Source organism: Shewanella sp. YLB-07, from assembly GCF_009377275.1.
In genome coordinates, this window is record NZ_VOQB01000019.1 from 104,508 (window position 1) to 130,621 (window position 26,114).

Genomic DNA, 26,114 nt, shown 5'->3' on the forward strand with positions numbered 1-26,114 from the left:
ACTTATTTAGACTGGTAGTAGCTGCCATTGTTTGCGGCAAGTTCACGCATGGCATCTGTTACTTGATATAGGCCACCTAAGTGAGCATATTTATCGGCAAGAGCGACGAAGTTTGCGACGCCCATGGTATCTACATAACGGAATACACCGCCTCGAAATGGTGGGAAACCTAAGCCGTAAACCAGACCCATATCCGCTTCAGCGGGTGAAGCGATAATGCCTTCTTCGAGACAACGCACGGTTTCTATGATCATAGGGATCATAGTGCGGGCGATGATCTCATCTGATTCGAATTGCTTAAGCTCGCCGAATTCGGCACCTAGCAGTTCATAGCTAACGGCATCGACATCTTTCTTCGGCTTGCCACGACGGTCGACTGAGTAAGCATAGAAACCTTTGCTATTCTTCTGACCGAAGCGTTCCGCCTCGAACATGATATCGATAGCATCTTTGCCTTCTTTCGCCATGCGGTCAGGGAAGCCTTCAGCCATAACAGCCTGTGCGTGATGGCCTGTATCTAAACCGACAACATCGAGCAGGTATGCTGGGCCCATTGGCCAACCGAACTGCTTCTCCATCACCTTATCGATAGCGGCGAAATCACCACCATCGGCGAGTAGGCCGCTGAAGCCTGCAAAATAAGGGAACAGCACACGGTTAACGAAGAAACCAGGGCAATCATTCACTACGATAGGTGTCTTACCCATCTTACTGGCGTAAGCTACTACAGTCGCGATAGTCTCTTCCGAGCTGTTCTCACCACGAATAATTTCAACCAATGGCATCTTATGTACCGGGTTGAAGAAGTGCATGCCACAGAAACGTTCAGGCTTCTTTAGCGCCTTAGCCAGCAGATTGATCGAAATAGTAGAAGTATTAGAGGTGATGATGGCATCGTCGGCAACATGCTGCTCAACTTCGGCCAGTACCATTGACTTGACCTTAGGATGTTCGACAACGGCTTCGACAACAACATCGACATCTTTAACCGGGGTATAGTCCAGAGTCGCTGTGATGTTGTTAAGCACCTTAGCCATCTTCTCTGGTGTGGAACGACCACGTTTAATCTGTGCAGCAAGCAGCTTAGATGCTTCACCCAGACCTAACTCCAGAGCTGGCTGTGCGATATCCTTCATGACAATAGGAGTGCCCTTGCTGGCGCTCTGGTAGGCGATGCCGCCACCCATGATGCCAGCACCCAGTACGGCGGCTGTGTCTACTTTCTTAGCCAGTTTACCGGCCTTCTTAGCCTTGCCTTTGACTAACTGGTCATTGAGGAAGATACCAATCAATGCCTGAGCCACATCTGTCTTGGCTAGCTTAACAAAAGCCTGATGCTCTATCTTAAGAGCTTCATCTCGCTTAAGGTTTGCTGCTTGCTCTATGACGCTGATGGCTGTCATAGGTGCAGGGTAATGCTTGCCCGCTATCTTGAAGACCATGCCTTTCGCCGTGGCGAATGACATCATGGCTTCTAGCTTAGGTAATGTAAGTGGCGCCTGCTTGCGAGCGCGGCGACTCTGCCAGTCGAGTTTTTCTGCGACGGCATCCTTCAGCATCTGAATCGCTGAAGCTTGTAAATTCTCTGGTGCAACGATAGCGTCGATAGCGCCGACTTTAAGTGCCGCTTCCGGACGTTGGTCCTTACCGCTAGTGATCCACTCTAGGGCGTTGTCTGTACCGATTAGACGCGGAAGGCGAACCGTACCACCAAAACCAGGAACCAATCCTAGCTTAGACTCAGGTAATCCCACTCTTGCCGTAGTATCGGCAATACGGAAATCGGTTGCTAGTACGGTTTCGAAACCACCACCTAGTGCAAAGCTGTTGATGGCTGAGATAGTCGGAAAGGGAAGATCTTCTAACTTATTAAATACGACATTCGCTTCTGCTATCCAAGGTAGTAGCACGCTATCGTCTTGGGCGAACAAGCCTAAAAATTCAGTGATGTCGGCGCCAACGATGAAGGCGCTTTTACCTGAAGTCAGGACTAAAGCTTGGATGTCTGAATTTTGCTTGATTGCATCGAGTGCAGCGTTAAGAGAGTCAATCGTTTCTCTATCTAGCTTGTTGACTGAACCCGGTGCGTTAAAGCATAGCCGAGCGATATTATCTTCAAGTAACTCAACCTGAATCGTAGGACTTTGGTAGATCATTGCTTGCTTCCTTTTGCGTGATACCCGTCTTTGAATATTATTAACTAGGGGTTATTTTTCTATCTCAGCGCAGGTCATCATCTGACCAGTTACTACTCAGTGTGCGACGAATTTGGATAAATTACAACACCCAATTTAAACACTCGTTTGATTGACGCTTTGGTGGAGGTCTTTTTAAGCTTTATGTTAGACTGTTTTTAGATGCTGAACAGGCATAAATAGTCTAGTTAAGTGACGCTGAAAAGCGAGTCAGATACTTACTATGCTTTAATAATAAGAACAACTAACAACAGGAAGTCACTCATGGATCAGCTCGCTAGCCATTATCTTGCTCATATCACCGAACTGAACCGTCGTGTGGCGGACATAGTTACCCGAGAAAATTTATCTGGTCTGGTGATCCATTCAGGCCAACCTCATCGTCAGTTTTTAGACGATATGGATTACCCTTTTAAGGTTAATCCGCACTTTAAGGCCTGGTTACCTATCTTGGATAATCCTCACTGTTGGTTGTTAGTCAATGGCCGGGATAAGCCGCAATTGATCTTCTTTCGTCCGGTAGATTTCTGGCATAAGGTTGCCGATGTTCCCGATGCATTCTGGAGCGAGCATGTTGAGATCAAACTGCTGACTAAAGCCGATAAGGTTGCCGAGTTACTGCCAAAAGATATCGCAAACTGGGCCTATATAGGGGAACACTTAGATGTTGCCGAGGTACTTGGGTTTAAGTCTCGAAATCCAGATGCAGTGATGAGTTACCTTCATTACCATAGAGCGACCAAGACTCAATATGAGCTCGAGTGTATGCGACGCTCTAACGAGATAGCTGTACATGGTCACGTAGCGGCTAGAAAGGCCTTCTATAATGGTGGCAGCGAGTTTGAGATCCAGCAGGAATACCTAACAGCTTCTTGTCAGGGCGAGAACGAAGTGCCTTACGGTAATATTATCGCGCTTAACCAGAATGCTTCGATTCTGCATTACACTAAGCTTGAACATGCCAGTCCTCATCCGAGAAAATCCTTTCTTATCGATGCCGGGGCAAATTTCTTTGGTTATGCCTCGGATATTACCCGCACCTACGCCTTCGAGAAAAATATCTTCAGCGAGTTGATCGAGGCGATGAACAAGGCGCAACTTGAGCTTGTGGATATGATGAGGCCGGGAGTCAAATATGTTGATTTACATATTGAGACTCATAAGAAAGTTGCCCAGATCATGTTGGATTTTAATATGGCCAGAGGGGATGTCGAGAGCTTAGTCGAGCAGGGTATCACCAGTGTCTTTTACCCCCATGGGTTAGGCCACATGTTAGGGCTACAAGTCCACGACATGGGTGGCTATCTTCATGATGAACGCGGCACTCATATTGCCGCACCAGATGCGCATCCCTTCCTGCGTTGTACCCGTACTCTTGCCGTGAACCAGGTGCTGACCATAGAGCCTGGCATCTACATCATCGACTCTCTGCTCGATGGCTTAAAACAAGATAAACGTCAGGCACAGATCAACTGGAATACCATAGATCTGTTACGTCCATTCGGCGGCATTCGCATCGAAGATAATGTCATCGTTCATGCCGATAGAAACGAGAATATGACTCGTGATTGTGGCTTAGGCTAATGATTGATAGTTATCAGATCCCATCTGTCGACATAGTAGTAGAAGAAGAGATAAAGCATAGTCGCTTTATCTCTTTTCTTTTTCACTGTCAGTCTGATGAAGAGCTGAAGTGTGCGCTTACTAACATTAAGGTCGAGTATCCTGGGGCCAGCCATTATTGCTATGCGTTCGTAAATGCAGCACCGGGTAACAGCATGGCTATCGGTTCCAGTGATGATGGGGAGCCAGCTGGAAGTGCCGGGCGTCCCATGTTGGCGACTTTACAGGGATCTGGTGTGGGTGAGATAGGCGCCATTGTGGTGCGTTACTTCGGTGGTACTAAGCTCGGAGTGGGTGGGTTAGTCAGGGCCTATAGTTCGGGTATCAGACAAGGACTGACTCAGTTACAAACTGAGCTTAAACAGATCCGTTATCCGGGGCTATTGGAGTGTGATTATAGCCAGCTTCAGGATGTGGAGTATCTGCTTAAGCAGAGTGACGGCGTGATATCGGACAGATCCTTTACCGATAAGGTTCTGGTGACTTTTGAGCTTCCTAAACGGCATCAAGACAAACTCAATACTGATTTAGCCACCATGAGTCAGGGAAAGCTCAAAGCGAACTTTGAGCTGGAGTGATCTCTGGCTTAAGAGGTTTATACCAGTTGCATTAATGATGAGTGAGCACGATGATTTGTCTCTGTGCTGGGTTATCGAAATGTGCGAAAATAACAAAATGTGCGCTTTCCTCGCTCTCTTCTTATGGGGAGTGAGTTTCGCTAATGAATAATAGATAGGCCTAGATGCAATATAGAACGATAATAAGAATAACAGGTATGCTTATGGGCTTGTTTTCCCTATCTCTGCTCCCGCCAGCTCTGGTTGCGGTGATCTATAAGGATGGAGGCGGTACCGCATTTATTCAGGCGTTTGTGTTGAGTCTATTTCTTGGTTTCATGCTCTGGTATCCCAATCGAAGGCACAAAAAAGATCTTCGTACCCGTGAAGGCTTCCTCTTGGTGGTGCTTTTTTGGGGGGTGCTAGGTTCTATTGGTGCGGTACCCTTTATTTTTTCCAGTCAGCCAGACTTATCTATTACTGACAGTTTCTTTGAGTCTTTCTCGGCCTTAACCACCACAGGTGCCACTGTGATTGTAGGCTTAGATTCTCTACCCAAAGCCATACTTTTCTACCGACATCTGCTGCAATGGCTGGGTGGTATGGGGATCATTGTCTTGGCCGTCGCCATTCTGCCTGTACTTGGTATCGGTGGAATGCAGCTCTATCGCGCCGAGATGCCTGGTCCGGTGAAAGACAGTAAGATGACCCCAAGGATAGCCGAGACAGCTAAGGCTTTATGGTATATCTATTTTTTACTGACAGTCGCCTGTGCCTTCTCTTACTGGGTGGCGGGAATGAATGTCTTCGATGCTATCTGCCACTCTTTCTCAACTATCGCCATCGGCGGCTTCTCTACCTATGATGCCAGTATCGGCCATTTCGATAGCCCGGCAATTAACATGGTCTGTGTGGTCTTTCTCTTAATAGCAGCGCTCAATTTCAGCCTTCACTTTGCTGCCTTCACCCGTCGCGGTATTAACCTCAGAGTCTACTTTAAAGACGCCGAGTTTAAGGTGCTGATTATAGTGCAGCTTGCGTTGACTGCGATCTGCTTTGCGACTCTCTATCACTCGGGGATCTATGATTCTCCGGAAGAGACCTTCGATTATGCCCTATTTCAGGCGGTGTCAATTTCGACAACGGCTGGATTCGGCACCGAGAGTTTCCACATGTGGCCGCTGTTTCTGCCTATGTTACTCATCTTCTCTAGCTTTATCGGCGGCTGTGGCGGTTCGACTGCCGGCGGTATCAAGGTGATGCGGATGATCTTGTTACTCAAGCAGGGCTCCCGTGAACTTAAACGTCTGGTACACCCCAGAGGCATGTTCTCGATTCGGATCGGCAATAAAGTCTTACCCGAGCGCGTCATAGATGCGGTATGGGGTTTTTTCTCTGCTTACGCCCTGGTTTTTGTTATCTGCATGCTGGCATTGATGGGGATGGGGATGGATAATATCACCGCCTTTAGCGCCACCGCGGCTTGCCTAAATAACTTAGGCCCAGGTTTAGGTGAAGTGGCAAGTAACTATGCCAGTATCAATGATGGTTCTAAATGGATACTCTTGTTAGCCATGTTGTTTGGCCGACTCGAAGTTTTTACGCTTTTAGTCTTGTTTACGCCTACTTTTTGGCGAAATTAGGGTCGAATTAAACCTTTACCTTATAGCTTTATTGGCTACATTTTTATTTAATTGATATAGACTTATGGTCCATAAGTGGCCGCTGGTATTTCTACCTTTATTATTCAGGAAAGCTGATGAGCAATACGTTAATTATCTACTCCACCGTCGATGGCCAAACAAAAGCAATTTGTGAGCTTGTGCAGGGGATCAGTGAAGGTGCGGGTGATAGTGTGACTTTAGCTTCACTGGAAGAGGCCCAAGGTTTAAACCTCTCTTACTTTGATAAGATCTTGATTGGTGCCAGTATCCGTTATGGTAAGCACAGACCGGAACTGTATCAGTATATCAACCGTCATCAAGCCGTACTTAATGCCAAGAAGAATGCCTTCTTTACAGTGAATGTAGTTGCCAGGAAACCGGAGAAGAACACCCCGGAAACCAATCCTTATATGAAGAAGTTTCTATCGCTTTCTTTATGGAAACCACAGCAGTTAGGCGTTTTCGCCGGTAAGATCGATTATCCTAAGTACCGTTTCTTCGATAAGAGCATGATACGTTTTATCATGTGGATGACCAAGGGACCGACTGATACGTCTGGAACCTATGAGTTTACCAACTGGGATCAAGTCGAAGAGTTCGCCAAGGCTTTTACCGATAGATAGTTCTAGCTGTGATGAAAACTAAAAATGCCAGTCGAGTGACTGGCATTTTGCTGTATAAACTTATCCAAAAGAATTATGTACAAAACTGCTTATGCATGATCGAGATGATTTCAGTGACCTGTTCATTCTTGAGTGAGTAATACACCACCTGGGAGCTCTTACGTGTAGACACCAGATCCTGTGTTCTTAAAACGGCAAGATGCTGAGACAGGGCTGATTGGCTCAGCGGGATGGTCTCATTTAGTTGAGTCACACTTAATTCATTATCCAGCAGTAGGCACAAGATCATCAATCGATTTGGGTTGGCAATCGCTTTTAGCCATTTAGCCGCATTCTCTGCATTGGTCACCATGGCATTTACATCGATATCTTTTTGCATATCTGTACTCACTTCACTCTTGGATTAGTTTATTCTAATTGAGCCGTTTAGCTAAGACAATGATACTAACTTGGCTACAGATCTCAATTCTAACTTCTATTTATATGAGCTAGCGCTAATTTGTGATCAATTCCTGTGTTTATAAAATGACTTGCTGCAACAATACGCGCTGAAAATAGTTTTGAATTGGACATATCGATGAAGTCAGTACTGGTACTTTACTACTCCAGAGGTGGTCATACCGCCAGAATCAGCCGCGCCGTCGCCGAACAAATTGAAAGCAGCGGAAACAGATGCACTGTGATGCATATCAGTGAGGCGACGCAAAGTGGCTTGGATTGGTCACAATATGACTGCGTCGCTTTAGGTGCCTGTGTACTTTACGGTAGCTATGATAAATCAGTATTCGCCTTTGCCACTGAACATCAAGCAGCCTTAGATAGCATTCCCAGCAGTTTTTACAGCGTTAATGTTGTCGCTCGTAATCCCGAGAAGCGCATCCCGGAGAATAACAAGTATCTGCAGAAATTCATCGAGCTTTCCCCCTGGAAACCCAAGGACGTTAAAGTGATCGCCGGCAAGGTTGATTACCCCTCATGGCGCTGGTGGGACAGACTCGCTATTCAGATGATCATGAAGATGACAGATGGCCCAACAGACCCTAAATCGGTGATCGACTACACCGACTGGGATGACGTTAAAGTCTATGCAAATCACTTGGTTAGTCTAGCTAAGTAACCAGGTTGATTTTATTGCCATAGATAGATTAAAGCCGTACTCGTTGCGGTTTTTTACTGTGAAAGTTATAACTTTAACAGTCAGTTATTTTTGCGAAAACAAACTCATTATCTGATCGCAGATGAATTTTTCTACTTCTGTGATTGCTCGCCCTTTAGGCCAGATCAGGTCGTATTGAGAGGAAAAGTCGACGGCTGCGAACTCGGCATTGAACTGTGTGATGCCTTCAGGCATTGGTTGATAGGGATAATTGGCGAGAAAAGCCCAGCCAACATTCGCTCTAATGGCTTCCAGCTGCGCCTCAAACCCTTGGCATTCCCAAGTATCAAATGCGATTTTTACCGTCTGATGTAGATTATTTTGAGCCAAAGATCGCTGTAAAATTTGAGTAGAATGCATCATTTCGTCAGTACTAATGGTGGCTTTTCTTGCAAAAGGGTGGCGTTTTCCACACACCAGATGATAGTTTGCGCTGCCTATCGCTTTGTACTCATAGATATTTGTTTGTCCTTCTAACGTCAGAGATAGCGCTAAATCTAGCTGCTCTCCTTCTATTAATTTAAATAGCTGTTGAGAAGGCTCTCTTAGTATATTGATTTTTAATAAAGGGTATTGTTGGCGGATTTTTTTAAATAACCCCACCAAAGGTGCAGTAGGCAAATCTTCATCTAAACCCAAAGTGATGAGTACGGGTAAACCTGCAGCTAGATTTAATGCATTTCTATTAAACCTAGCTGTACTCTCTACGACCAGTTTGGCACTGTCATAAAGTGCTAATCCTTGGGGTGTTATCTCGGGATACTTTCCAACACGGTCAAATAATATAACAGCTAGTTCATCCTCTAACCGTGCAACATTTCCGCTAATGGTTGCTTGATGTTTACCAAGTAATCTTGCTGCTGCACTGAATGAACCTGTATCTGCTGCCGCTATAAAGCTGCGAAGTAACTCGGGACTACTCATGTCTAACCTATAGGTTCAACCAATGGAATCTACATATTAGTATATTTTTCACCAATGCATAATGACGGTGTTCCCAATAGATACAACTTTAATTTTATGGAGACTAATATGAAAAAATCACTGTGCGCTCTAACCTTAGTAACTTTGTCTTTTGGTTCATTTGCTGATAGTGCATTTGGTCCAAGTGAAGATGTGCAGAAATTTTACCAAGCATTTGACACTAAAAATATTCCTTTAAGCAGGATGCAAAGTTGGCCTTATTACAAGTACGTGAGCATGAATATGCAAGATTTTGTTGCTCACGGAATGGTCAATATTCCTGCTGCTGTTGACCCCGCTAAAATTAATTCGGCAGATATTGTATTTGACTTAAACCAAGAGTTTAAGGGGGGCCAGAGTTTCATTGAAAACTTAATCGCAACCCAGACAAAAGGGTTTGTAGTCATGAAGAACAACACCCTTTTGGCTGAGTTTTATGATAATGGATATAACCGAGGAATGACTAACAATTTGCAGTCAGCCTCTAAAACTTATGCAGGAGTTATCATAGGTAGACTCGTTGATAAAGGGCTGATCGATTTAGACCAGACGGCAGCGCATTACATGCCAGAGCTTAAAGGGAGTGTTATTGGTGCCGCTACGATTAGGGATATTAGTAATATGGCAAGTGGTATAGAGTCGCTTGGCGACTACCACACTCAAGGCTCAAATGGTTATGAGTGGGAACTTGAAATTGGCTTACAAACTAACGGTACTCCAAAGGGGCACTTGAAGGCGATTCAGCAAGCAAAAGCGAGCGGTGCGCTGCGCGGTGAAAAGTGGGAGTACAGTGATCAAAACACCGATACTTTAGGTCTTATTGCTGAGACTGTGTCAGGTAAGTCTATGCCTGAATTACTTGGCGAAATTGCTAATGACGTGGGCTATCAGAACACATCTGCTATCGCTAAGACCTCTGATGGTTCAACGTCTCCCGCATTTGGTATCGATGTAAGTGCGATTGATTACGCTCTTTTCCATCAGTACATCGCAGAAGGTAAGGCAGGTAAGAGTTTTTATGAAACGGCAATGGATATCCAACGTGATAATTTAGCGTCGAGTTCGACTGGAAAGTTCCTAGGGCAAGTTTCAGGTAAGGTTTCTTATGGAATGCAGACTTATTACATTGCTGAAGAAAATATCTTGATGAGCTTAGGATCATTTGGGCAGGTGGGCTTCAGTGATTTAACCTCGGGTATTTCGGTTATTAATCAGCAAGACTGGTCTATCAACATTGATAGTGATAAGGCACTTGACGCTATTGAACGCTCCATCAAGATTATCAAAGCACTGCGTTAACTTTGCTTCTTTAATGTAAAAAGCCGCATTTATTGCGGTTTTTAGAATAATGGGGTCGGAGCGAATTAGGGTCTTCAAGTAAATTAAGATACTTATTCTGATCGAAGTCACCTTAGCTAGACGCAATATTCTTACTTATTCCTGTCCAAAAACGTGTTAGTGACTACCTATAAATCTTCAATCGAAGAAGCAAATACTCTGGTGTGAACGCGGCTGTGACCTTCGGCATCAGGGATGATGTCGTAGAGCCCACAGGGATTGTGCTTACGGCGTGTCACAGCAGCGTTTGCACTTAAGGTCGTTCACTCACATCCATGTGATCACGACATTGGTGCATCCTTGCACGGCATCAGCTGTAAGCAATAAATACCAATGAAGCTCTGGTCTTCAATAAACTCACCAAACTCCAAAACCTGCCCAATGAACCCAACTCAAACTCGAACCCAATACTTCGAACTAGTATTTCCAAAAGCCTGGGTGGAACAGCACCGCTACCGTCAGTATTTCCAAGCGTCCTAACAACATACCTATGGCCAGTGCCCACTTGGCCACGTCGGGCAAGCTAGAGAAATTACCCGCTGGACCAATAATATGGCCAAGACCAGGACCTACGTTAGTCACTGCTGTTATTGCGCCGGTGAAACTGGTGGTGGGATCTAGTCCTGTCATGACTAATATGACTGAAAGTGCGATTATCACGAACATGAACAGCAGAATAAAGGTCACTAGGGAGCGGACGATATCTTCGCCTATGGGGCGGTTGTTATAGCGTTCCTTGAATACACCGTTAGGGTGGAATTGTTGCTTGAGCTGTTCACGCATGATGGCGAAGGCTATCTGAAAGCGAAAGATCTTGATGCCACCTGAGGTGGAGCCAGAGCAGCTACCGGCAAACATTAAGAACAGGAAGATGACATTGGCCAGCGCACCCCAGGCGGTGTAATCCGTTAAGCCGTAACCCGTAGTGGTGACAACCGAGACTACGTTGAAGCTAGCGAGACGCATGGCATCGATAGGGGGGATCTCGCGACTGTTCCAGAGCCAGAACGCCAGGCAAGATGACACAGTAAAGATGAATAGCAGGAAGCCTTTCACCTGGGCGTCGTTCCATACCAGCAGAGATCTCTGTTGAATACAGTTGACGAACATCAGCATCGGCAAGCCACCGGCGGCCATAAAGACGATGCCGACCCAATGGGCATTATCAGAGAAAGCTGCCATCGAACTATCGGAAGTGGAGTAGCCACCTGTAGAGAGGGTGGTCATGGCATGGTTGAGTGCCTCAAACCAGCTCATGCCTGCCATATGGTAGGCGAATCCACAGAGTACCGTGAGTAAGATATAGATGTAGAAAAGGTTCTTGGCCATATCTTGGGTACGGGGTATTGCCTTGTCACTCCAGTCGGAGGATTCGGTTCTAAACAGCCGCATACCACCGACATTAAGAAATGGTAGCACAGCCACGGCCATCACGATAAAGCCAATGCCACCCAGCCATTGTAATAGGGATCGCCAGATCAATATGCTGTGATCCATGCTGTCCAAGCCTGATAATACCGTCGAACCTGTGGTAGTGATCCCCGACATAGTCTCGAAGAAGGCGTCGGTATAGTTGATGCCGTGATAGAGGGTGAAGGGCATGGCCGCGAAAACACTGACTATCAGCCAAGTCAGGCTGGTCAGTAGGAACATGTCGCGAATATTAAGGTTGAGCTGCTTACTTTTTCCCTGGTGCATGCAAGCGGTAGCCACCGTGGCCGTGACCAGAGATGAGATCATGAAGGCACCAACGGTTTCTTCACTATAGAATAGCGCGAAGAGCAAGGGGATAAACATAAATACCGTCAGGGTCGACAGAAATATGCCCAAAATAAACAGCAGTGGCCGAAAGTTCAGCATGAGTCAATCCTTTGAAAAACAAACGAGCGGCCGGTCTCTATTATTCTCAGTAAAACCGAGTGTAAAGCCAAGCCGCTATTCAAAAGTGTCTGATGGCAAATATTAAAAGAAGAATGCGCTTGGCTGGAAAAGCTTCTCAACTTCGCCGATAAACTTCTTGTTTACCAAGAAGAGAACGACATGGTCGCCTTGTTCTATTACTGTCTTGTCATGAGCCATCAACACCTCTTCATCCCGCACTATGGCACCGATAGTTGTACCCGGTGGCAGCTTAATATCACCTATCTTCTTGCCTACTACTTTGGAGGTCTTGGAATCGCCGTGAGCTATGGCCTCAATGGCCTCGGCAGCTCCGCGGCGTAGGGAGTAGACGTTACAGATATCGCCCTGACGAATATGGGTCAAGAGTGCAGATATAGTGGCTTGCTGAGGAGAGATGGCGATATCGATATTGGCTTCTTGAACGATATCGACATAAGCCTCACGTTGAATCAGTACCATTACCTTCTTGGCACCCATGCGCTTAGCGAGTAGTGCGGCCATGATGTTGGCTTCATCGTCATTGGTGACGGCGATAAACACATCGGTCTGATCGATATGCTCTTCGAGCAGGAGCTCCTGATCTGAGGCATCACCACAAAATACTGTGGTGTTTTCCAATCGCTCGGAAAGCTCCTCGGCCCGCTCTTGTCTATGTTCGATAAGCTTGACTGAGTGATTGCGCTGCAGCTGTTTGGCGAGTCCCATTCCTATATTACCACCACCGGCAATCATGATATTGCGGTAGGAGTTATCGAGCTTTTGCATCTCACTCATCACTGCGCGTACATGGCGGCTATCGGCAAGGAAGAAGACTTCGTCATCGGCTTCGATGATAGTAGTACCGCGCGGCATGATTGCGCGGCCTTGTCTGAATATGGCCGCGACTCGGGTATCGATATTAGGCATATGCTCGCGCAGGGCGGCGAGAGCATTACCCACCAAGGGGCCACCATAATAGGCTTTTACCGCGACTAAGCTGAGGCGCCCCTCGGCAAATTCCAGTACCTGTAGAGCTCCGGGGTATTCCACCAAGCGGCGGATGTAGGAGGTCACTAACTGTTCTGGGGCGATAAGCTCATCGATAATGAAACCACCACGAGTTCGATTATCACTTTGCTTGGTTTCACTATTGATAAACAACTTATCTTTAAGCGCTAAGTATTGCTCCGAACGGATCCGGGCAATTTTAGTTGGTGTTCCAAACAGGGTATAAGCGATCTGACAGGCCGCCATATTACATTCATCGCTGTTGGTCACGGCGATCAGCATATCGGCATCTTCGGCGCCTGCTTCCTTGAGCACATCCGGGTGAGCACCATGGCCGAGTACGACTCGTAGATCGTATTTGTCCTGCAGTGAACGCAACCGGGTCTTGTCGTAATCGACGACTGTGATGTCATTGTTTTCACCGACTAAGTTCTCAGCCAGCGTGCCACCGACCTGACCCGCACCCAAAATGATAATCTTCATGGCCTTACTTTATCCCTTTACTAGGCGAGCGTAATAGAATCCGTCCATATTCTCTGTTCCCGGGGTAATTTGCCAGCCGATATCGTCGGAATTTGGCTGTTCACTGATAGGAACTAGAGTGGCGTCATCGGCTCTTGCTAAGAATGAGCGGATTTGCTGTTCATTCTCTTGTGGGAGAATCGAGCAGGTTGCATACAGGAGTGTGCCACCTGGCTTAAGCCACTGCCAGCAATGATCTAAAATTTTACTCTGTAGTGAGGCTAGCTCATCAATATCGGCTTGTTTTCTTAGCCACTTGATATCCGGATGGCGACGTATTACACCCGTTGCCGAACAGGGGGCGTCGAGTAAGATACGATCGAACTTGTCACCTTGCCACCAGGAATCAATATCGGCAGCATCTCCATGAACTAGCTTGGCCTCGAGTGATAGGCGATCCAGATTCTGTTGCACACGCTCGAGACGTTTCTCATCGAAATCGACGGCGACCAGCTGAATATTTGCCAGCTCTAATAGATGGCAAGTCTTGCCCCCTGGCGCTGCACAAGCATCGAGTACCAGCTCACCATCTTTAGGGGCCAGTAGCGTGGCAGCCCACTGAGCCGCACCATCCTGAACCGAAGCGGCACCTTGTTCGAAGCCTGGCAGCTGTGTTACATCTCTCGGGCTCTCGAGTAAGATAGCATCGCTGCTCTTGCCAGCAGAAGCCGGGATCTCTATTTCGGCTAAGGTGGCAAGATACTCATCCCGAGTCTGTGACAACTTATTATTGCGCAGCCACATTGGCGGACGCTGGTGGCTCTGCTCGATAACCTCTTGCCAATTTTCAGGGTAAGCGGCTTTAAGGCGCTTAACAATCCAGGCTGGGGTGTTGAAGGCTAAGGTATCGTTATCTGTCGGCAGCGGCTTTTCTTGGCGTTGAATGTTACGCAGTACACCATTAACTACTTTAACCAAGCCTTCAAACTTAAGCTGTCTGCAGGCTTCAGCAGTTTCTGAAATCGCAGCATGGCTGGGAATTCGGGTAAAGTAGAGTTGATAGCAACCTATAAGCAGCAGTTGGTGAACGATTCTCTGCTTGCCTTTCAATGGTTTGCTCATGCAGTCGCTGACCAACTTATCAAGCTGGGGCAGGTGGCGCATCACGCCATAGCTAAGCTCTGCAAGTAGGGCCTTATCTTTGCCACTTTCTAGGTGTTTCTGTTGATCGGGAAGGGCGACGGATAACGAGGTACCTTTCTCAAGCACCTGAAATGCGACTTTTGCCGCCAGTGCGCGCAAGTTCATTAGCTAGCCTCTTTGTTTTTTAAGCGTGTGCCTGGAGTAAACCAATCACCGCGAGAATTAAGAATGTCGCCGACACTCAGTGGCTTCTTACCCGGTAACTGCATGTTCTGCAGACTCAGTACCCCTTCACCTGTCGCTATCTCTATGCCGTTCTTATCGGCTGAGATGATAGTGCCTGCCGGTGCATCGCTAATAGATTCACTCACCTTAGCCTGTCTGATCTTGATACTGGCATCATTGTGACTGAAGTGGCTAATAGGCCAAGGATTAAAGGCGCGTATTTCGCGCCAAAGCTGCAGTGCCGATTTATCCCAATCCAGCTCAGCTTCTTCTTTACTTAGCTTCTTGGCGTAGTTCGCCAGAGTTTCATCTTGTTTCTCGGCCTTGAGTTCACCATTTGTCAGACCAGCTAATGCTTGAATAAGTGCATCCGGTCCTTGTTGTGCCAATTTGTCATAGAGGCTCCCTGAGGTGTCATCATCTTCGATAGTAAGCTGAGTCTTGAGAAGCATATCACCGGTATCCAGACCTAAGTCCATCTGCATTATGGTGATACCAGTTTCTTTATCGCCGGCCCAGAGTGCTCTTTGTATCGGTGCCGCGCCGCGCCAGCGGGGAAGGATTGAGCCATGGACATTGATACAACCTAGTTTGGGGGTATCCAAAACAACTTGTGGCAAGATTAGACCGTAGGCGACGACAACCATAAGGTCGGCATTTAAGCCGCTTAGTTCCTGCTGAGCTGCTTCATCACGTAAGGATTTAGGCTGGTAAACAGGAATGTCATGCTCTAACGCCAAGGTTTTTACCGGACTCGCTTGTAATTTTTTGCCTCTTCCAGCGGGGCGATCTGGTTGAGAATAGACACAAATAACATTATGTTCAGAGTCTATCAGTGCTTGAAGGTGGCGAGCTGCGAAGTCCGGAGTACCGGCAAAAACGATATTTAATGGTTTCAAGATAATGCTATCCCTGTTTTGCTTCTAGTCGTGCGGCTTTTTCCAGCTTTTGCTTGATGCGCTGACGCTTTAAGGGCGACAGGTAATCGACAAATAACTTGCCTTTAAGGTGGTCCAGTTCGTGCTGTAAACAGATGGCGAATAAGCCATCGGCTTCGAGAGTGAACTCATGACCATCTCGATCCTGAGCCTTGATGGTGACATGTTCGGCACGCTCAATGTCGGCATAGATCCCTGGTACTGAAAGACAGCCTTCTTCATTGGAAAAGTGGCCACTGCTGGCAACAATTTCCAAATTTATGAAGACCTTTGGTCTTTCTTCTTCATCTTGAAGATCCATGATAATCAATTGTCTATGGTAATCGACCTGAGTTGCAGCTAGGCCAATCCCCTTCTCTTCGTACATGGTTTCGAACATATTATCGATTTGAGTTTGCAGGCCAGTGTTAAACTCTGTAACAGGCTTTGCAAACGTGCGTAATCTTTCATCGGGAAAACGTAAAACTTTTAGTAAACTCATACTTAAACTCTTAACAAGTCTGTCAAATCTTTATCAGTTGGTTATACTGACTTTAGCTAATGGGTCAATTTTAATCCTTAGTGGCAATCAATAACAGCAAAAGCTCTCTATATCACCAAACTAGTTTTATCTTTCGAGTGCTTCCTGCAAGGAAGAGTTTGTTATATAGAGAACAAACAGCGTGGGAACCCCGATGAAACGATTAATTTTACTCGGTTTAATTTTATTAAATTGCTCTTTTGTGTTCGCAGATACTCTGACATTGAAATCAGGGCACCCCGACTCCTATGTGGTGGAGAAGGGAGATACCCTTTGGGATATCTCTGCACACTTCCTTAAAGATCCTTGGCGCTGGCCTAAGCTTTGGGGGGCCAACCCTCAAATAGCCAACCCCCACCTCATCTATCCTGGTGACAGGCTGACCTTAGTCTTTATTGACGGTGAACCTAGACTGGTCGTTAAACCTCATATTCGTAAGTCACCTGCAGGCAGAATCATGCCTAAAGGTGGAGCCATTCCAGCCATTGATCTTGCGTTAATCAGACCATATCTGATTCAGAACAGGGTAGTAGATGGTGACTGGTTTGAAACTCAGCCTATGGTGTTAGGCGGTGAGAGTGAATCCAAGCATCATATTGTTGGCGATGTGATTTATATTCAAGCCGAGCTGACCTTAGGTGATAAATTCGGTGTCTATGAGCAAGGTCGCGATTTTGTCAGCAAGGATGGGGATGATCTTGGTGTCGAAGCGATATTAACCGCCAGTGGTCGTGTCATCGAATCTGGTTCGATTTCTAAAGTTAAGTTACTGAGTAATTTTCGTGAAACAGTTGCAGGCAACCGAGTGCTGCCAATCGAAGAAGACTCATTAATGTCCGCTTACTTTATGCCTAGAGCCGCCGAGCTTTCATCTCCTGCATCCGTGCTAGCCTCTGAGAAGAATCTTCGTGAGATGGGTAAACTCGATGTTGTTTATATAGATAAAGGCAGCGAGGACGGTGTCGAAACCGGTCATGTCTTCTCTATCTATAGAGATGGCCTAGATATAGTGATTAATGGTGATGGTCAGCCTGTAATACCGACAGAGCGAAGTACATACGAGAATATGTTGTCGAGTGTCTCTTCCGCTAACTCTATCAAGATGCCGGATATCTATCGAGGCAAGTTGATGGTGTTCAAGGTGTTCGACAAGACCAGCATGGGACTCATCATGGTTAATGAGAGGTCCGTTAGAGTCGAAGATAAGCTAGTAAAACCCGATGCACTCCTTATCAGTGAATAAACTGTCAGCGAATAAAATAGTAGTGAATAAAGCTTAGAATTGGATAAATAAACTGATTGCAGGTGAAGGATTATCTGTTGAAGGTGCTCATTACAAATATTGAGGTGAAGGAATTACCGATAAACTGGTCGACTGGCTGGTTGTTAGTGCTGTATCCGGGTTAGGACCCGCCCGGACTCAACAACTGCTCAACTACATGGATGTAGAGGAACTCAGACAGATGTTAGAGCATGAACCCGACGCTCTTCCTCTACCAGAGAGTTTACTCAAGCGTTCACTCATTCCTGACTTTTCTCGAGTAGAGTCAGCCTTGTCATGGCAACAAGCTGCCGATAATCATTATATATTGACCTTAGACGATCCCGACTACCCTTATCTGCTCAAGCAGATAATCGATCCGCCAACGATTATATTTGTCAAAGGAGAGCTCCATGCGTTGAAGTTTCCTGGTATTGCGATTGTCGGTAGCAGAGCCGCGTCACAAACAGGACTGCAGATAGCCTATCGGTTGGCTTCTGAGATAACAGGTTTAGGTTTTGCTGTAGTGAGTGGTATGGCCGTGGGCATCGACGGCTCTGCTCACCAAGCATGTATCGATAATGACGGAAGAACCTTGGCAGTTTTGGGGACGGGAACCGATGTGATCTATCCTCGCAGACACAGGACTATTTATGAAAAAATTCAGTACCATGGAGCCATAGTCAGTGAGTTTTGGCCTGGCACTAAACCTTTCGCTGGTAATTTTCCGAAACGTAACAGGATAATCAGCGGTCTATCTCTAGGTACCTTAGTGGTAGAAGCCTGCAGAAAAAGCGGTTCACTGATTACCGCTAAGCTGGCATTGGATCAGGGGCGTGAAGTGTTCGCGGTTCCTGGCAATATTCTGGCAGGTCAGAGTCAAGGTTGCCATGACCTTCTCAAAGATGGGGCAAAGCTTGTAGAGAATGTGGCCGATATAATAGAAGAAGTTACGGCTTTATCGGATTTTCACCTTGAAGAACTGAGAAGGCGTCACCATATAGAGGAGGTTAAGGCCGTAGATTTGCCATTTGCCTCACTGTTAGCTAGTGTAGGATATGAGACCACAACAATAGATGATGTGGTTGAGCATAGTGGAAAGGCCATAGATTTAGTATTAGAGCAAATGCTTGAACTTGAATTACAAGGTTGGGTCGCTGTAGTACCCGGTGGTTATATAAGACTAAAGAGGAGCTAGCCATGTTTGATATCCTCATGTATCTATTTGAAAACTATGTTCACAGTGAAGTAGAGTTTTTAGTGGATGAAGATGAGCTTACACAAGAGCTCACCCGTGCTGGTTTTCACCAGTCCGAGATAATTAAAGCCATCTCTTGGCTTGAACATTTAGCTGAGCTACAGGAAGGAGATACACCTTACCTGTGTGATCATGCTCAACACTCATTCAGAATTTATACTCAGAATGAGATGGATAAGCTAGATGTCGAGTGTAGAGGTTTTCTTCTATTTCTAGAGCAGATAAAAGTACTAAGCGTTATAACACGTGAAATGGTCATAGACCGTGTCATGGAACTCGATGAGCCGATGTTAATATTGGAAGATCTCAAGTGGGTAGTGCTTATGGTGTTATTTAATGCGCCAGGTAATGAGTCTGCTTATGAAAAAATGGAAGATCTTATCTTCGAGCAGCCTGATGGTCGATTGCATTCCTAATTATATCAGCACTAATTATCTCTTCACTTCATGTGACAAAAAGAAAGGAGGCTAGGCCTCCTTTTTTATACATGGAAGTATTTATCCCCGAGCGCAGGGATAGCGTTAGAGGGGATTTGTGTCCGGACGTAAATGTTCTTGGCATTTATCGGCATTTCCACCATCCGTGGCGGTCAGAACACTTATGTCTATTTGCCAGGGATGGAAATAAATAGACTTTATACATGAACCTCTTTGGTTCATAAGACTATTTATCCACATTAGCTCCCGAGCGCAGGGACAGCGTTAGAGGGGGGTTGTGTCTGGCCGTAAATGTGCTCCATAATCTCGAAATTTCTCGGTCTGTGTCACTTAGACCTAAGCCCATAAATGAGCTTAGGTTCCAATATTCATTGATTAATAATGCCTGTGAGCATCATCCTTTATCAGGTGCACTGGGGCTAAGTAATCACGATAGCTGTAGCGGTTTTGTTTGTGCAGCCTAGGCTTAGCTTGATCTTCACTATCATCAAACTGCTCGGCTCGCTCCGCTAGCCAGCGGCTAAATTCATCTTGATGCTGAGTTAATTCTGCAAGTAGCTCGTTATAGCCCTCGAAGTAATCTGTTTTAAGATATTGGCTCAGCTGAACGAAGTCTTCGTGGTAGTTCTCGGCCAAGAATCGAATTGCCATATAGCTCCAGCTATAAGTTCGCTCCAGACCGTCTTTATATTCGGTGGCGAAGATCTCTTCCAGACTCGGCGCCTCATCGATTTTCTTCTTCACTATTCTTAAGGTTTTGGCGTTGTCATTACCCTTAGAGATGTATTCGGCTAAGCCCTCTGACCACCACACCATCTTCTCCGGGAAATGACCGAAACCGCCATACTTGATGAAGTGTCCGTCCAGGTAGTGCACATATTCGTGATTGAGATTCCAGATGGCGAATTCAGGTTGGATCCAGAACTGACGATAGGCGAAGAAAGTTGCCTGGTTGCCAGGCTTAGATGGTGTGCCTTCTATATACATACCACCATTATCCGTGCTGATATCGAATAACAACTGGCCGTAAGCGTTATATTGACTCCAATTCTTGAAGGCGATGACTCTGAGGGCATCATTAAAATCGTTAGCCGTTGGCTGCTCTCTGGTTTCTAGTAAAGTGTGGAAATTAGATTCCTGAGAGGTGAGCTTAGTACAGCTGATGGCCAGTTCCTGCTCGTTCAAATCCTGTGCAAGAATAAATAGGCTGTCTGAGCAATGATGTTCAATAGGCAGTATTTCGCTCTGCTCAGGGATACGGCAGCTATCACTGTTTTTCTCACACTCTTCTAATCCCGCAAATGAGTTGACGTGATAGCCTAAGGTGTAGGCATCCTTTGCCGCATCGCCTCTGACGCTGATATCTTGCCTCGCTATATCGGCTACGGCCTTATCTAAAGCTGCTTCATCTTGCGTGGCGTTAGCATCTTCACTGGCTGGTAGCGCTAAACGATATAGGCCTAGTGCCCAGTAAGCATTGCGCTTAGGCCAGTCTTTATCCTTGCGTATGCTGTTATCTGAGCCAGCAAATGCCAATAAGGTTTTATCTAATCCCAAATCAAGTAGTGCCTTATTAAGCTCACCATCACTGTCTTTTCTTGCGACATTGAGCAGCAAGCCGTAAGCCCGAAGCGTCTCCCATAGGGCGTAATCATGTTCTTGATCGCTGGCACTCTCAGCAAGTTGAATGAATTGATTATCGAGAAGTGGGGTTAATCTTGCTAATGCACTCGCCTGTTCGTTGTTGGCGTAGTAGCGATACAGGGTGACGGCAAATTGCTCTTGCAGGCGGGCAGATGAAACAAAAACATCTGTAGAAGCTAAGCTGTTTAACCCTGATGTTAGCAATGCAAAGCTATTATCATCTAAATCATCTATTGGGCCGAAGTAACTAAAGGCTCTTAAATAGTAGAGTAGGCTGTTGGCTTCAGATAAGTTGGCTGTATTATTTAACCTGAAAACGACTTGTTCGAAGGCACCTTGAGTAAGCAATGGGCTACTGGCATCGAATAGACTTTCGTTTGAGGCTTGAGTAATTTCCTGTAATAAACTCGTGTCTGTGATGATTTGAGGTGAGGTACTACAGGCCGATAGTCCTACAAGAGCAGGGAGAGCTATCGCAAGAGCCAAAATTGACTTGCGCAACATAAGATTCATCCTATTGTATTTTTGCATACAATATACTCACGTTGTTTGTATAAACCTAGTGCTATTTAATCTCCTAAGACATTTCCCTGTTTTGGCTTTGCTTGGTAAAATGGCAAATACCTGATTCAGCCGAGAAACCCATGTCTAAAATTGATGATCAACTGTTTAGTTCCCATGAGCATGCTTTAGAGAAAGAGTATGAACTCTGCCCTAAGTGTGGCAGTGAACTATCGGTTCGGCATAGTAAACATGGCGGGTTCATTGGGTGTAATAGTTATCCTGTATGTGATTACACCCGGCCACTAGTGCAACATGAGTCAATTGAGACTCAAGTTATCCCAGGTTCAGAGTGCCCCGAGTGTGGTCATGAACTGGCGGTAAAGTCTGGACGATTTGGCATTTTTATTGGTTGTACAAATTACCCGGATTGTAAGCACATTGAAAAGCATGATCAGGAAGAGCCTGAAGATCAGATAGCTTGCCCAAGTTGTAAAACTGGGAAAATAGAGCAGAGAACTAGTCGGTTCGGGAAAAGTTTTTATGCCTGCAGTAGTTACCCTAAGTGTAAGTTTTTAGTGAACTATCGACCCGTAGCCGAAGCTTGCCCCGAGTGTGGTTTCGGCATCCTGATAGAGAGGAAAGGTGCCGCAGGGTCTCGTTTAGAGTGTCCGAAGAAGACATGCAAGTATAAAAGAGCAGTCTAAATATCCTTGTTATCAGGCTTGTTGGTCTGATTAATAGATTTGTTCGGCTATAATTTCTATTCATGTATTCGTCTTCACAATCTCTGTATAATCTTCCCGATCGAGCTCTCCCGAGTGATGGGGCGGTGAGTTCTTTTATGGCTAAATTATTGAATTTGATTGAAGGTAACGATACATGTTGCAGTTAGACCCATCAGAAATTTCTGAGGTGATTGAAAATGGAGGCGTGATCGCCTATCCAACCGAGGCTGTGTATGGCTTAGGCTGTGATCCTGATAATGATGTAGCGATAGCGAAGTTACTCGGCTTGAAGCAGCGTCCTTGGCAGAAGGGATTGATCTTAGTCGCCAGCGATTATTCTCAGCTCGCGCCCTACCTCGATGACACTCAGTTGACGAGTAAACAGCTTGAGTCAGTGTTTTCCAAATGGCCGGGCCCTTTCACTTTTATTATGCCTATAAGATACGATATTTCTAAGCTGCTCTGTGGCAGCTTTAATTCATTGGCGGTTAGGGTCTCCGCTCATCCTGGAATACAAGCTATCTGTAATAAGCTGGGTAAACCTCTGGTGTCTACCAGTGCAAATATTACCGGACAAGAGCCGGCAATGAGTTTGGATGAAGTGACCGCACAATTTGAAGGCGTGATAGCAGGCGTTGCCACTGGAGAATTAGGCTTAGAGGCTAGCCCTTCGACGATTATCGACGCCCTCAGCGGCAAGGTCTTACGCTAAGCACTTAAATAAAAGTAGTTCGATAAAGCTACTTAGGTAGAAGACTCTATAAATGTGCCAGCTTATAAATATAAAAGAAAAGGAATCTATATGTCTGTACCTGACATCAGTACAGTAAAATCATTTTTACTCGCCCTGCAGCAGCAAATCTGTGAAGGCCTGGAACAGCTTGATGGCAAGGGAGAGTTTAAGGCTGATTCCTGGGAGCGTGAAGAAGGTGGCGGTGGCACGAGTCGGGTACTAACCAAAGGTGCCGTATTCGAGCAAGCCGGCGTTAATTTTTCCCATGTAACAGGCGCTTCAATGCCTGCTTCAGCAACTGCCCATCGTCCGGAGCTTGCTGGCCGTAGCTTCGAGGCTATGGGGGTGTCATTGGTCATTCATCCTAATAATCCCTATATCCCTACGACACATGCGAACGTGCGTTTCTTCATTGCATCTAAAGAGGGAGCCGATCCGGTTTGGTGGTTTGGCGGGGGATTCGATCTGACTCCTTATTACCCATTCGAGCAAGATGTCATTGAATGGCACCAACATTCCAAGTCTTTCTGTGACCCATTCGGTGATGAGGTTTACCCTAAGTATAAGAAGTGGTGTGATGAATACTTCTATTTGCCCCATAGAGATGAGACTCGCGGTGTCGGTGGGCTCTTTTTCGATGATCTTAACCAAGAAGGTTTCGATACTAGCTTCGAATTTATGCAAGCAGTTGGTACTGGCTTCTTAACCGCCTATGCCCCAATCGTTAAGCGCCGTAAAGATACTGAATATGGTGAGAAGGAACGCGACTTCCAACTTTACCGTCGTGGGCGCTATGTCGAATTTAATCTCGTGTATGACAGAGGTACCTTGTTCGGATTGCAAACTGGTGGCAGGACTGAGTCAATCTTGATGTCGATGCCGCCTTTGGTCCGTTGGGAGTATATGTACACACCAGAAGCTGGATCTCCTGAAGCTTTGCTTTATACAGACTTTCTGAAACCGAGAGACTGGTTGGGTTTGGATAAGTAGAGTTATGCTTGATTGAATAGCTGGTGGTACAGGCATTAACTGAAGCATATGTCGATGCCACATTCCCGACAATCTGGGTTTGAATAAGTAAATAGTTAATTAAGCGTAACCAATTAGCCATATTTAAGGTGATTGGTTACGAATGTTGTCGGCTAATACGCTGATAGCCTGATAAGTAGCTTCCCTATGGTTTAATCAGATTGCATCCGACTTTGGAGATAAACGATGACTGACAGATACGCCGTTTTTGGAAACCCGATAGCACACAGTAAATCTCCATTTATACATGGCTTATTTGCCGAAGAGACGGAGCAAGTATTGGAGTATGAAGCCTTGCTGGCTCCTATCAATGGTTTCGAAAAGAGCTTGTCGGAGTTTTGGCTTAATAAAGGTAAGGGAGCCAATGTTACCGTACCCTTTAAAGAGCAGGCATTTAAATTATGTGATGAGTTGAGTGAATTAGCTCAGCTGGCGGGAGCGGTTAATACCTTAACCTTATTAGAGAACGGTCATGTTCGTGGTGACAATACCGATGGTTTAGGTCTGGTCGCCGATCTTCAAAGTAACTTTGGTAGTTTAGTAGGAAAGCGAGTGCTGCTCTTGGGGGCTGGTGGGGCGGCAAGAGGCTGCATTCTGCCTCTGTTAAATGCCAAGATCACTGAGCTCTGTATCCATAACAGAACTCATGAGAAGGCAGAAGTGCTAACCGAGCTGTTCGCTGAATACGGAAACATCAGCGCCATAGCGACTAATGAATTGACAGCTTCATTCGATATAATCATTAATTCTACTTCTTCAAGCTTATCCGGTGATGTTCCACAGATACCCGAGTCAGTCATAGATGCAGAAACAAAGTGCTACGACATGATGTATAGCAAGCAGATGACTTCGTTCAATTCTTGGGCCTCATCCTTGGGAGCGAATAAGGTGGTCGATGGCTTAGGAATGTTAGTAGGGCAGGCTGCTAAGAGTTTTGAATTATGGCGTGGTGTTAGGCCCAAGGTGACAACAGCTTTATATGCATTAAGAGTCAAGTTGGATGCAGAATGAATCAGAGTGTTTTATTTCCGGACTTACAAGATTGGGATGACACTAAGCAGCTGGTTATTTTTCCGGCCCAGGCTCAGGGAGCTAATATACAATGCCGAATAAGCCTATCAAGATTAACTAAGCTACATGGTGAGGAGTTGACGGGGGAAGCCGAAGTGCTCGCTGCCTTCGAAGCATGTCGTTTCGATATAGAAGATCACGTTGAAGAGCTCATCGAACAGGAGATGTTCGATGAGGATGGGGCTGTGAGTTGGCGCTAATCCCCTACACATTGTTAAAGGCCGGGCATAGATAACTGAAGGCCTGTTTTGAACTAGACTGGAGTGACTATCTCTTCATCTAAATATTCATTCTTGAGTCGAACATAATTATCGGCTGACTGAGGTAGAAACTTAAGTTCTGCTTCGGTCAGGGCTCGGATCTGTTTTGCCGGACTACCTACATATAAGTGGCCACTCTTTAGTACCTTCCCTGGAGGAACTAATGAACCAGCTCCTAAGATCACATCATCTTCTAATATTGCACCGTCCAGGATAATGGCTCCCATGCCAACTAAGATACGATTGCCAACTGTGCAACCATGGAGCATAGCCTTATGTCCTATGGTGACGTCATCGCCTATTAATAGAGGGTGGCCGTCAGGATTAGAGGGAGACTTGCGTGTGACATGAAGAATGGCCCCGTCTTGTACATTAGTCCTTTTGCCAATTCTCATGTGGTTCACATCACCGCGAGCGGCAACTAAAGGCCAAATACTAGAATCAGTATCTAAAAATATGTCGCCAACGAGTACACAGGCATCATCCAGGTATACAGAATCATCGAATTGAGGACTTACCCCTTTATAGGCTCTTAATGAAACAGGCACTGAAACTCCTTAAATATAGGTTTGAAGCGTAATACCGGCATTATAATGCTTAAAAAGTAGGAGGTCAGGCTAAATAACCTTCAAACGAATAAGAAAAGCGAATTAACTCACTATTAGCCCTTGTGCTCTGGGCTGACATCCCTATAATGCGCATCCACTGACACGGCAAACCAGTCTTCTTAAACGAAGCTGAAACCCAGTCAGGGCAATAAGTAAGCGGTTAAAAGTTAAATTTTTAAAAGCCCTTGACGCCAACAACGGGAAGTGTAGAATACGCATCCCTAGCCAAGGCGGAACGCCTTGGGAAGTAAGTAAAAGCCAGCGACCTAGCGTCTAACGGCGGTGCTA

At 45.9% G+C, this 26,114-nt stretch carries 24 protein-coding genes; 14 read left to right on the top strand and 10 right to left on the bottom strand.

The features are described from left to right. Positions 1–2 precede the first annotated feature (2 nt). Positions 3–2,156 (bottom strand): fatty acid oxidation complex subunit alpha FadB, encoded by a 2,154-nt coding sequence (fadB, locus tag FS373_RS28410; protein ID WP_152831149.1) that lies wholly within the window; start codon positions 2,154–2,156, stop codon positions 3–5. Positions 2,157–2,459: 303 nt separating this feature from the next. Between fadB and pepQ the strand changes: the two genes are divergently transcribed. The 4 genes from pepQ (at position 2,460) to hemG (FS373_RS28430) (ending at position 6,662) form a co-directional block, all read left to right on the top strand. Then, positions 2,460–3,779: a Xaa-Pro dipeptidase gene (gene pepQ, locus FS373_RS28415; protein WP_144044312.1), complete on the top strand. Its 1,320-nt coding sequence runs from the start codon at positions 2,460–2,462 to the stop codon at positions 3,777–3,779. Further along, a complete protein-coding gene (locus FS373_RS28420) occupies positions 3,779–4,396 on the top strand; it encodes a YigZ family protein (protein ID WP_144044313.1) in 618 nt (205 codons plus the stop codon). The genes pepQ and FS373_RS28420 overlap by 1 nt, the downstream gene beginning before the upstream one ends. Before the next feature lie 164 nt (positions 4,397–4,560). Further along, positions 4,561–6,018 carry a TrkH family potassium uptake protein gene (locus FS373_RS28425; RefSeq protein ID WP_152831151.1) on the top strand — a complete coding sequence of 486 codons (1,458 nt, stop codon included), beginning with the start codon at positions 4,561–4,563 and terminating at the stop codon, positions 6,016–6,018. Between the two features lie 116 nt (positions 6,019–6,134). Then, the gene (gene hemG, locus FS373_RS28430) at positions 6,135–6,662 is read left to right on the top strand and encodes a menaquinone-dependent protoporphyrinogen IX dehydrogenase (RefSeq protein WP_152831153.1); all 528 of its coding nucleotides are present in this window, start codon (positions 6,135–6,137) and stop codon (positions 6,660–6,662) included. 73 nt (positions 6,663–6,735) lie between these two features. Here hemG (FS373_RS28430) and FS373_RS28435 read toward each other — a convergent pair whose 3' ends face one another. Further along, entirely contained in the window at positions 6,736–7,041 is a 306-nt protein-coding gene (locus FS373_RS28435; RefSeq protein ID WP_144044315.1) for an ArsR/SmtB family transcription factor, read from the bottom strand. Positions 7,042–7,239: 198 nt separating this feature from the next. On the opposite strand from FS373_RS28435, the gene hemG (FS373_RS28440) reads away from it, so the two are divergent. Then, positions 7,240–7,779 (top strand): menaquinone-dependent protoporphyrinogen IX dehydrogenase, encoded by a 540-nt coding sequence (gene hemG / locus FS373_RS28440; RefSeq protein ID WP_152831155.1) that lies wholly within the window; start codon positions 7,240–7,242, stop codon positions 7,777–7,779. An 84-nt stretch (positions 7,780–7,863) separates the two neighbouring features. On the opposite strand, the gene FS373_RS28445 is transcribed toward hemG (FS373_RS28440), so the two are convergent. Beyond that, a complete protein-coding gene (locus FS373_RS28445) occupies positions 7,864–8,742 on the bottom strand; it encodes a LysR family transcriptional regulator (RefSeq protein ID WP_152831157.1) in 879 nt (292 codons plus the stop codon). A 108-nt stretch (positions 8,743–8,850) separates the two neighbouring features. On the opposite strand from FS373_RS28445, the gene FS373_RS28450 reads away from it, so the two are divergent. Further along, the gene (locus FS373_RS28450; RefSeq protein WP_194165948.1) at positions 8,851–10,080 is read left to right on the top strand and encodes a serine hydrolase domain-containing protein; all 1,230 of its coding nucleotides are present in this window, start codon (positions 8,851–8,853) and stop codon (positions 10,078–10,080) included. Positions 10,081–10,536: 456 nt separating this feature from the next. Here the strand turns inward: FS373_RS28450 and FS373_RS28455 are convergent, their stop codons facing one another. From FS373_RS28455 to def, 5 genes are all read right to left on the bottom strand, one after another. After that, positions 10,537–11,979, bottom strand: a complete 1,443-nt coding sequence (locus FS373_RS28455) for a TrkH family potassium uptake protein (protein ID WP_152831161.1) — start codon at positions 11,977–11,979, stop codon at positions 10,537–10,539. A gap of 102 nt (positions 11,980–12,081) precedes the next feature. After that, entirely contained in the window at positions 12,082–13,491 is a 1,410-nt protein-coding gene (gene trkA / locus FS373_RS28460; protein ID WP_144044318.1) for a Trk system potassium transporter TrkA, read from the bottom strand. Positions 13,492–13,500: 9 nt separating this feature from the next. Continuing rightward, entirely contained in the window at positions 13,501–14,778 is a 1,278-nt protein-coding gene (rsmB, locus tag FS373_RS28465) for a 16S rRNA (cytosine(967)-C(5))-methyltransferase RsmB (RefSeq protein WP_144044319.1), read from the bottom strand. Continuing rightward, positions 14,778–15,737 (bottom strand): methionyl-tRNA formyltransferase, encoded by a 960-nt coding sequence (gene fmt, locus FS373_RS28470; protein WP_152831163.1) that lies wholly within the window; start codon positions 15,735–15,737, stop codon positions 14,778–14,780. Before fmt ends, rsmB begins: the two co-directional genes overlap by 1 nt. A 7-nt stretch (positions 15,738–15,744) precedes the next feature. After that, complete coding sequence (gene def / locus FS373_RS28475) at positions 15,745–16,257, bottom strand: peptide deformylase (protein WP_144044321.1); 513 nt, start codon at positions 16,255–16,257, stop codon at positions 15,745–15,747. A gap of 181 nt (positions 16,258–16,438) precedes the next feature. On the opposite strand from def, the gene FS373_RS28480 reads away from it, so the two are divergent. The 3 genes from FS373_RS28480 to FS373_RS28490 all read left to right on the top strand — a co-directional run bounded on the left by FS373_RS28480 (position 16,439) and on the right by FS373_RS28490 (position 19,231). Further along, positions 16,439–17,539 (top strand): LysM peptidoglycan-binding domain-containing protein, encoded by a 1,101-nt coding sequence (locus FS373_RS28480; protein WP_144044322.1) that lies wholly within the window; start codon positions 16,439–16,441, stop codon positions 17,537–17,539. A gap of 196 nt (positions 17,540–17,735) precedes the next feature. Further along, entirely contained in the window at positions 17,736–18,755 is a 1,020-nt protein-coding gene (gene dprA, locus FS373_RS28485) for a DNA-processing protein DprA (protein ID WP_144044323.1), read from the top strand. A 2-nt stretch (positions 18,756–18,757) separates the two neighbouring features. Continuing rightward, positions 18,758–19,231 carry a DUF494 family protein gene (locus FS373_RS28490; RefSeq protein WP_144044324.1) on the top strand — a complete coding sequence of 158 codons (474 nt, stop codon included), beginning with the start codon at positions 18,758–18,760 and terminating at the stop codon, positions 19,229–19,231. A gap of 396 nt (positions 19,232–19,627) precedes the next feature. Here FS373_RS28490 and FS373_RS28495 read toward each other — a convergent pair whose 3' ends face one another. Beyond that, a complete protein-coding gene (locus FS373_RS28495; RefSeq protein WP_185976927.1) occupies positions 19,628–21,400 on the bottom strand; it encodes a collagenase in 1,773 nt (590 codons plus the stop codon). Between the two features lie 140 nt (positions 21,401–21,540). Between FS373_RS28495 and FS373_RS28500 the strand changes: the two genes are divergently transcribed. The 5 genes from FS373_RS28500 (at position 21,541) to FS373_RS28520 (ending at position 25,158) form a co-directional block, all read left to right on the top strand. Beyond that, positions 21,541–22,104 carry a type I DNA topoisomerase gene (locus tag FS373_RS28500; RefSeq protein WP_144044326.1) on the top strand — a complete coding sequence of 188 codons (564 nt, stop codon included), beginning with the start codon at positions 21,541–21,543 and terminating at the stop codon, positions 22,102–22,104. Positions 22,105–22,279: 175 nt separating this feature from the next. After that, positions 22,280–22,837: an L-threonylcarbamoyladenylate synthase gene (locus tag FS373_RS28505; RefSeq protein WP_144044327.1), complete on the top strand. Its 558-nt coding sequence runs from the start codon at positions 22,280–22,282 to the stop codon at positions 22,835–22,837. 90 nt (positions 22,838–22,927) lie between these two features. Next, the gene (gene hemF / locus FS373_RS28510) at positions 22,928–23,848 is read left to right on the top strand and encodes an oxygen-dependent coproporphyrinogen oxidase (protein ID WP_144044328.1); all 921 of its coding nucleotides are present in this window, start codon (positions 22,928–22,930) and stop codon (positions 23,846–23,848) included. Positions 23,849–24,073: 225 nt separating this feature from the next. Continuing rightward, complete coding sequence (gene aroE / locus FS373_RS28515; protein ID WP_144044329.1) at positions 24,074–24,898, top strand: shikimate dehydrogenase; 825 nt, start codon at positions 24,074–24,076, stop codon at positions 24,896–24,898. Beyond that, positions 24,895–25,158: a DUF1488 domain-containing protein gene (locus tag FS373_RS28520; RefSeq protein WP_144044330.1), complete on the top strand. Its 264-nt coding sequence runs from the start codon at positions 24,895–24,897 to the stop codon at positions 25,156–25,158. Before aroE ends, FS373_RS28520 begins: the two co-directional genes overlap by 4 nt. Before the next feature lie 53 nt (positions 25,159–25,211). On the opposite strand, the gene FS373_RS28525 is transcribed toward FS373_RS28520, so the two are convergent. Then, on the bottom strand, positions 25,212–25,766 hold the full coding sequence (locus tag FS373_RS28525) for a gamma carbonic anhydrase family protein (protein WP_144044331.1): 555 nt from the start codon (positions 25,764–25,766) through the stop codon (positions 25,212–25,214). Positions 25,767–26,114 lie beyond the last annotated feature (348 nt).